An 8212-nucleotide genomic window follows, 5' to 3' on the forward strand; every position below is an offset into this window, starting at 1 on the left:
GTGCGCATTTAAAAAATAGGTCATCGCATAGCCGTTGTAGAATTTCCCGCGCAGCGCCTCCAAGCTCTCGCGCTCGCCCCGGCCTACGATCGCTAGGCATTCGCAAATTTTAACGGCCCTGTTCCACTCGCTAGCGTTTTTATAAAAGGCGTAGCGGTCAAATTCGCCCAGCAGTCTCTCGCGGATTAAAATTTGATCCTGGGCGCGCAGAAAAATTTCTAGTTCGGCGAGGTTTTCTATTTCGTAAATTCGCTCTAAAATTTCGTTCATTTTCGACCTTTAAATTTGCGTCCGCGGCGTAAACGCCCCCAAGCTTTACGGCTCGCTTCAGGCGTGCTTTGCTCTAAATAAACTCGCGGTCGCCGCAAGGCAGAATTAGCTTTTTTCTCGGCTGCGCTTTTCTTCGATGCCGCTTTGTCCTTGCCTGCGCGCTAGCTCGTCAAGCAGGGCGTCTGGGTGGATATTGTGCGCTGCAAGTGCGAGTAGAAGGTGAAATAAAAGATCCGCCCCCTCGTAAATCACGTCGTATCGCGGCTCGCCCGCTCTGTGCTCGCCGGAGCCCTCGCGCGCGACATCTGCGTAAAACTCGCTGCGCGAGAGGTCCTTGCACGCCAGCGCGAACTCGCACGCCTCCTCGGCGATCTTTTTGAGATAGGCGTTTTCGCCCTTCGCGTAGAGCGAGGCGACGTAGGAGAGTGCGGACTCGCCGTTTAGCTTGCGATCCAAGCAGACGTGATAAATTTCGTCCAAAATGCCGTACGGGCTTTTTTCTGCGGAGTTTTTGGGCGTAGAATTTTGCGAGGCGGCGTCTAAATTTTGCTCGCTACGTTCTGCGGCGGAATTTGTGAACGCGGAATTCGTCGCAGCAGGGCTTTGCATTGCGGAGCTCTGATTGCTGCAGGAGGTAGTAGAAATTTTGGGCGTTAAATTCTGCAAGCCGTCGCAGGCAATAGAATTTTGGGGCGCGTAATCCGCCGAACCGTCGCAGGAAGCGGAATTTTGCCCTGCGCGGGAATTCGCGGAATTTTTCTGCGCGAGAGAGGCTGCAGAGCCGTGCTCTGCGAAATTTATCGCGCCGCAAGCGCTCGAGCTCTGGATATTTTCGCCGCATTTTTGCAGCGAAATCTCTTTGAAAAAACAGCTTCGCGAGCCCGTATGGCAGGCGGATCCGCCGCACTGCTCGACTTTAAGCAGCAAGGTATCGTTGTCGCAGTCCAAAAAGGCGGATTTTACGAGCTGAACGTGACCGCTGCTCTCGCCCTTTTTCCAGATGCGCCCCTTGCTGCGCGAGAAGTAGTGTGCGTAGCCCGTCTGCAACGTTAGGCTTAGCGCCTCCTCGTTCATATACGCGAGCATCAAAACTGCGCCGTCGCCCGCGTCCTGCACGATCGCTGGGAGCAGCCCGCCTAATTTTTGCCAATCTACCTTCATCTTTGATCCTTAATTTGCGAAGTCGAGCGCCTTAAATTTAGCCGCCGCACGTGGAATTTTAGTTATGAATTTACGAAGCGGTGAGCCTCGTAAATTTAAAAGGATAAGCCTAGTGGCTAAATTTTAAGCGACCGCTAGGCTTAAGCTGCGACGAGCGCGAGTTCTGCTCGTAATAAGCTTTCGAACTCGCCGCTAAGATTAACTTGCGAAATCGCGAGTTAAGCTTATGCGCCCAGAGCAACTCGCTATTAAATTTATCTCGCGAAATCTGGGCGTATAACCGCCTGAAATTTTAATTTTCCCGCTCGATGGCGCTTTGCTTCGCCTTATCTTTCGTATCGACCCAGATATTAGGCACCGCGCCGCCTGGCGTTAGGAAAATTTTTGCGTCGCTGTTTTCGCGCAACGCCTCGTTAAATTTAGCCTGCGTCTCGATCTGCTTGAGGCTTAAAAGATTTGCATCCAAGCTCTTTGCGACCTCTTTGTTGGCGTAGGCTTGCGCGTCGGCTTCGATCTTGGCGGCATCGGCGCGACCTTGAGCCTCGATTTTGACGGCGTCTGCGTTACCTTTGGCAAGAGCAGCCTTTTTAAGCGCCTCTTGATTTGCGCGCTCGACCTCGTATTTGGTGCGCTCAGCCTCCTGTTTGGCGATCTGCACGCTCTCGATCTGCTCCTTTACCTTCGCTGGCAGGATGATCTCGCGAAGCTGCACGGCTAGCAGATCTACGGGCGAATTCGGCAGTGCTTCGATATTTTTGCGGATGCCGTCGTCGATCGATTTGGCGATCTCGTCGCGTTTGGTAGGCAGCTCCTCGGCGGCATAGTTACCGATGACGCTGCGCACGACGTCCTTTACGCGCGGATCGATGATCTTATCCTCCCACAAAAAGCCCCACTCGGCGATCGTGTTGGGCGCCGTGGCTTCATTGAGCCTGTATTGCACGGTGATATCGATGCTGACGGGCAAATTTCGCGAGTCTAGCACCGAAAGCGAGTTTTTACTAATGATACCGCCCGCGGTACCGCTTTTAGTAGCGATACCCGCGCTCATATCTTCGCTGCTGGTGTAGTTGATGATACGCGTGCGAGTATCTACGACAAATACGTCCTGTATGAACGGCACGAAAAAGTGAAGTCCCGCGCCAAGAGGCGTCGGATCGTATTTGCCTAAATTTGACTTGATCCCCACCTCGCCGGATTGGATCGTGACGAAGGGCTTTGCGATCACGAGCAGTGCGATTAGCGCGATTATCACGTAAATCACGCCGCTAAACTTGCCCATTCCTCCAAAATTAGGAATTTTAAAATTTAAATTCCCGCCTTTTTTGTCGCTGTTTTTCTTATTAAAATAATCATTCAAATCCGCAGGCATGCTTTTCCTTATTTTACGTATGTGAGCCAGTGCTCAAATTTAGGGTCTTTGCCTGTAACGACGGCGAAATACGCCTTTTGCAAGCGGCTCGTGATCTCGCCCATCTCGCCCTTGCCGATGATCCTACCGTCTATGTTGCTAATCGGCGTGACCTCCGCGGCGGTGCCGGTGAAAAACGCCTCGTCCGCGGCATAGAGCTGATCGCGAGCGATGCGCTCTCTGCGGACTTCGTAGCCCAGGCTGCGCGCGATTTTTATGACTGAATTTTGAGTAATGCTCTCTAGGCTGGTGTCGTTCGGCGGAGTGATGATGACGCCCTCTTTTACGATAAATAGACACTCGCCGGGGCCCTCCGCGACGAAGCCCTGCGGATCAAGCAGTATCGCCTCATCGTATCCCGCATCGACCGCCTCAAAATTTGCCATCTGCGAGTTGAAATAATTCGCACTCGCTTTGGCTTTTGCCATCATCGAAAATTGTGCCGGCTTTATCCACGATGAAATTTTGGCTTTGATGCCCTTGCGTAGCGCCTCTTCGCCCATATATGCGCCCCACTGCCACGCTGCGACGACGACATTTACAGAGCAGTCCTTAGACGAAACGCCCATCGAGCCGTAGCCGAAGTATGCTAGCGGGCGGATATAGACGGTCTGATCGAAGCGGTTTTTCGCGACGACGTCGATCTGGGCCTGACGAAGTTGCTCGAAGCTAAACGGAAGCTTGATTAGGCAGAGTTTTGCCGAAATTTCAAGACGGGCAGTGTGCTCGTCCAGGCGGAAAATCGCGTAGCCTTTGTCAGTTTTATAGGCGCGTACGCCCTCAAATACGGCGTTTCCGTAGTGCAGAGAATGCGTCAAAACGTGAGTAGTAGCCTCCGCCCATGGGATTAGTTTGCCGTCTTTCCAGATGAGTTCGGCCTCTTGAATTTGTGCCATTTCTTGATCCTTTGATGAAATTTAATCCCTAATTCTAGCTAAAAGAATATTAATTTCTAAGAAATTTAAAAGCAGTTGAAATTTGGTGCTATTTTAAGACGCGCAACGAGTCGTGAGTTTAAATTTGGCCCGCAACTCGGTGCAGATGGCATTAAAATTCTACGAAAGAAAGTCCGATGCCGATCTTATTGACGCTGCGTTTGTAATCCGCGAGGCTTTCGCCGTAGCCATTGAAGTAGCGCAGATAGCCGTAAAATCCGCTGTTAAAGATCGGAAAGCTGTAGTTTAGCTCGATCGCGCCGCGGTTACTGCCGTCAAAATGCAGGTTATTTCGCCACAGAGCGCTAAGTCGCTGCTTGCCGAAGGTGTATGATGCGCGCAGATCGCCGTAGCCCATATAATCCGCGATGTCCTCGTTCGTGCGGTCCAGCCAAAACGCATACCACACTCTGGGGGTGATCGAAAATCCGTCCGCGCTCCAGGTGCTTTGCGCGTAGAGTCTATTCCACGAGCGCGATTCCTCCCCGCCCTTGCCGTTTGATTCGTGCATGGCGCCTATCTTTAGCTCGTCCGCAAACGGCACCGGCGCGCTAACGTATAGCTCGGGGCGATAGTTGCTTTCGCGAAAGGGGGCGCTATCCTGCGTGATCTGCCACCAGGAATTTTGCGCGTAAGCGAATGAAATTTTCTCTCCAAGTCCCAGCACGTCGTAGGCAATCGGGCGCTCGAAGCTAAACTCAAAATGCAACTCATCCGCCTTGCGATCGGGCTTTTTGCTGAAATCGTGGGTGAAAAGCATATAGATCGGCTCGTAGTATTTAAGCCCCAAAAATCCAAAATTTCGGCCATTTTGCTCGCCTTGCGGCGCGGAATCCGGCGCGGCGGAATTTTGCGAGAGTGAGGCGGAATTCGATGCTAAATTTGACGCGGAGCCCGACTCAGCCGAGCCTGCGTCTGCGAAATTTGATGCAGCGGAATTTAGCGCGCTGGATTCCGCCATGGCGGAATTTTGTGCTAAAGAATTTTGCGGCACCGCAGAGTTTAAAACGGTAGCGTCATCGTGCGAAGCGCGGTTTTCTGCGGACGAGGTAGAATTTTCTGCGACTTTTCGGCGTGGTTTATCGCCTTTATCCGCTAGACTTGCCGCGGCGATCTTTTTGTAATAGATCATCGCGTTTTTGTAATCGCCTTTGGCCTCGTATTCGCCGGCCTTTGCGTATAGTTCGGAGAGATCTTGCGCGGCTAGGCTCATGGCGCAAAGCGCGAGCGCTAAAGCTTTAAATTTCATCTACGCCCTTTAAATCGTTTTGATAATTTATATTTAAAAACTGCTCTTTGTCTTTGAAATTTAGCACTTTGGAATTTGCAGATCCGATGAGCGCGCCGATCTTATGCTCTTTCGCGCGGTAGAGCTCAAGCGCGCGCGGCGCGAGAGCTGCGTCAAAAAATCCGCACAGGCTGTGTCTATGCGTTTCGTCGCCCGCCACGCAAATTTGCCCCTCCTGCTCGCTAAGCGCGCGAATGGTGGAAATTTCTACAAATGGCATATCGGCGGGGATGATAAAAATGCGCTCGCCGCTAAATGGTTTCAGCGCCGAATATAGCGCGCCCATCGGCGAAAATTCCTCAAATTCGTCGTAGATCATAGGAAGCGGCGGGTTAAATTTAGAGCTTTTGGCGCAGGCGAAAACCCGCTCAAACTCGCGGCTTAGGCGCGAGAAAAGAAAGTGCGTCATGCTGGGATACCCGCGAAATGGAAACAGCGTTTTATCGCTGCCGAAACGCGAGCTTTTGCCGCCGCAGAGAATGACGCAGGTTTTCATCGAAATTTCACTGGCTTTCATATCTTTATCGCGGTGAAATTTTAAATTTGAAAGTAAAATTTGAAAGAAGCGCGGACATATCAGTCTTTTTGCATATATTTAGCTTTGCCCAGGGCGTTGTTTGCGATAAACTGATAAAGGCTCGGCGCCTGAAGCTTGGCTAGCTCGGGGTATTTGGCTTTAAGCGTCTTCCAGATATCATAGACTCGCATACCGCTTGCGTAAAGCTTCATAATCTCGCTAAAATGCGGATCATAAAGGCTCGGCTTTTTATACAGCGAGAGTTTGCGGTCGGTATCTAGCACCGCGTTTGCCTCGATAAAAGCCGCCAGATCGCGCTCGCTTACTTTGGCAAAATCTTTTTCGTAATGAGCTTTCATATATTTTAAAATTTCTTTATTGCTAACGCCTTGGAAGTGCATTTTCTTAATCTCAAAGCGATATGCATATAAAAAGTCCTCGCTTTTTTTGGCGATCGCGCGCAGTCTTGTTTTTTCGTCTTTAAACGTCACGGAGATAAAGTGCGTAAGTCCTGCGGCGGTGACGGCGCTTTTAAACGCTTCGTCCTCCTCGCCGATCTTTTTTAAGATCGCCTTGACGGTGTAGCCCTCGGCAATAAGGTTTGAAATTTTATCTTTATACGGTTTGTAGTCGAATCGCACGCGCCTAAAGCCCGTCTCGACGCTGATTTTTTTGTAGATCCTCGCATGCTCTCTAGATGTAAAATACCTCGATTTCAGCCCTTTACGGAGTTGTTCGGCAACCGCGGTAAAATCGTCATAATCGGCGATGGACGCGATTAATTCCTTTTCGTTTACGACCCTGCCGTTAACGACCGCGATGGTAATGACCTTCATATTTTCTCCTTTGATTGGGAACAATTCTAACTTAAAACTATAAACTCAAATTTAATTATTTATTATCAAGGATTGCGGAGGATTTGCGTTTGCGAGGCAGAATTTTAGGCGCTAAGATTTAGCATTTTGATTGATTTTATATCTCTTTGCGCTTCTTCTCACGCCGCTTTTTTGTACTTTTTTTGTGCAGAGATGAAGCGAGCTTGCAAAGATAAATTTTACCCGCAAACTTTAACTAAATTGCCCGCACAAGTTAGCTTTTTTTAAACGAAAAAAGCTTTTTGATCTTCGTAAGCCCCAGCTTCATACCACTATATTTCATCATCTTAGCCATATTTACCCACATTTCGCGCTCGTAGCACGGATGCGGGCAGTGGTGACAGCGTGGCTTTTCGGTGTGCGGGCAGGCACCAAGGCGCGCGTAGGCGTAACGCAACATCCGCTCGCAGTCCGCGCACAGATGAAAGTGGGTCTGCACTAGCCCCTTATCGTCTTTGTAGTCATGAAGCACAGCACCATCTTTTTTAAGCGCGTCCATATGCTTGCCATCGCAGTAAATTTGGATAAATTTCGTCACCGTGTTTACTTCGTAAATAAATTTTTCGCTAGTCATATTTGATCCTTTGGGCGGATTTTATCTAAAAGAGACAAAAATACTCTTGAGCGCGCTCAAGCCCTTAAAGCTTTACTACTTTTCCACCTTGTTGCCGAGCAGCGTCGCTATAGACTTCGTTTTGTCGTTTGAGGCAAGCGCGATCTGAATGCTCATCGTAAGCGGTACGGCTAAAAACAACCCGCCGATGCCGAGTACGAAGCCCCACAGCAGCAGCCCCGCGAGCACGCTGATCGTTGAAAGCCCGAGCCCTTGCCCTAAAAATCGCGGCTCGATGATATTGCCGATCGCGACGTTTACGGCTAGATATATCGCGATGGTCCAGACGCTGTAGCTTATATCCATCGTAGAAAGGGTTACAAAAAGCGTCGGGAAGACCGCTACGATCGAGCCGATGGTTGGGATGAAATTTAACACGAAGGCTAGAATCCCCCACAGTGCGGCGTACGGAACTCCGAGCACCCATAGTCCGAGCCCGATCAGCGCGCCGGTGCATGCCGAGGCTATAGTTTTAATGAGAAGGTACTTTTTCAAATTTGAAGCAAATTTTTTGACGAAAGTATGCGTCGCGTGGCTACGCTGCGAAAAGTAGCGGATCTTTTCATCCATCATAGAGCTTTCAAAGACCATAAACGAGACCATTATGAAGATGAAAAATCCCGTCGAGACGATTGAGCCCGTTTTGCGAAGCAAGGTAGAGATTTGTGCCGCGACCTCGTTAGGATCGACGCCCAGTCCTTGGACGTCAAACTCTACGCCGAAGCGAACAAGCCTTGTGCTGATGCCTTGCAAGACGTCGTTAAATTTAGCCTGAAGCTCCGGCAAGCGCGCCGAAAATTCCTTGATCGCATCAAAGATCACCGAGCCGAAAAAAACCATAATCGCTACGAATGCGAAAGTCACGAGCAGAAAGCTAAAAACGCGGCCGACGCGGAGCTTTTGCACATATAGCACCAGCGGCGAGACCAGCACGGTGATGAAAATAGCCAGCAAAAACGGCACGCTGCAGACATCGCTGCGCGTCGGCCGGGCGGTGCTCCATCCATGCGATGCGTGCCAGCCCCAGCTGGGCGTCCGGCATCCGTCCGTCGACCATCAGGGCGTGTGAGAGATAGTATTTCGCCTTCGGCAGGTCGTTCTGTTCCAGGTAGTAGCTGCCGAACACCTCGTTGAAAATGTCG

General features: G+C 50.5%; 10 protein-coding genes and 1 pseudogene. All 11 read right to left on the reverse strand.

All coding sequences use genetic code 11. From position 1 onward, the window contains the following. On the reverse strand, window positions 1-270 hold a 270-nt coding region (locus Q0605_RS01105; protein WP_298703489.1), incomplete at its 3' end, for a hypothetical protein. A gap of 105 nt (window positions 271-375) precedes the next feature. Further along, complete coding sequence (locus tag Q0605_RS01110; RefSeq protein WP_298703508.1) at window positions 376-879, reverse strand: phosphoribosyl-ATP diphosphatase; 504 nt, start codon at window positions 877-879, stop codon at window positions 376-378. A gap of 240 nt (window positions 880-1119) precedes the next feature. Then, window positions 1120-1431, reverse strand: a pseudogene (gene hisI, locus Q0605_RS01115) (phosphoribosyl-AMP cyclohydrolase); the annotation flags it as partial. A 292-nt stretch (window positions 1432-1723) separates the two neighbouring features. Continuing rightward, a complete protein-coding gene (locus Q0605_RS01120; RefSeq protein WP_298703491.1) occupies window positions 1724-2803 on the reverse strand; it encodes an SPFH domain-containing protein in 1080 nt (359 codons plus the stop codon). A gap of 8 nt (window positions 2804-2811) precedes the next feature. Continuing rightward, window positions 2812-3738, reverse strand: a complete 927-nt coding sequence (locus Q0605_RS01125; RefSeq protein WP_298703493.1) for a branched-chain amino acid transaminase — start codon at window positions 3736-3738, stop codon at window positions 2812-2814. Window positions 3739-3889: 151 nt separating this feature from the next. Beyond that, on the reverse strand, window positions 3890-5026 hold the full coding sequence (locus tag Q0605_RS01130; protein ID WP_298703495.1) for a phospholipase A: 1137 nt from the start codon (window positions 5024-5026) through the stop codon (window positions 3890-3892). Beyond that, window positions 5016-5582, reverse strand: coding sequence for a molybdenum cofactor guanylyltransferase (locus tag Q0605_RS01135; RefSeq protein WP_298703497.1), 567 nt, complete (start codon window positions 5580-5582; stop codon window positions 5016-5018). The genes Q0605_RS01130 and Q0605_RS01135 overlap by 11 nt, the downstream gene beginning before the upstream one ends. 59 nt (window positions 5583-5641) lie before the next feature. After that, the gene (locus Q0605_RS01140) at window positions 5642-6418 is read right to left on the reverse strand and encodes a hypothetical protein (RefSeq protein ID WP_298703499.1); all 777 of its coding nucleotides are present in this window, start codon (window positions 6416-6418) and stop codon (window positions 5642-5644) included. Between the two features lie 253 nt (window positions 6419-6671). Beyond that, entirely contained in the window at window positions 6672-7031 is a 360-nt protein-coding gene (locus Q0605_RS01145) for a nitrous oxide-stimulated promoter family protein (RefSeq protein ID WP_298703502.1), read from the reverse strand. A gap of 75 nt (window positions 7032-7106) precedes the next feature. Continuing rightward, a complete protein-coding gene (locus Q0605_RS01150) occupies window positions 7107-8024 on the reverse strand; it encodes an AI-2E family transporter (protein WP_298703504.1) in 918 nt (305 codons plus the stop codon). Then, window positions 7945-8212: tetratricopeptide repeat protein (locus Q0605_RS01155; protein WP_298703506.1), on the reverse strand; the 268-nt coding region annotated here is incomplete at its 5' end. The genes Q0605_RS01150 and Q0605_RS01155, both read right to left, overlap by 80 nt.

The organism is uncultured Campylobacter sp., assembly GCF_938017705.1.
Classification (GTDB): domain Bacteria; phylum Campylobacterota; class Campylobacteria; order Campylobacterales; family Campylobacteraceae; genus Campylobacter_B.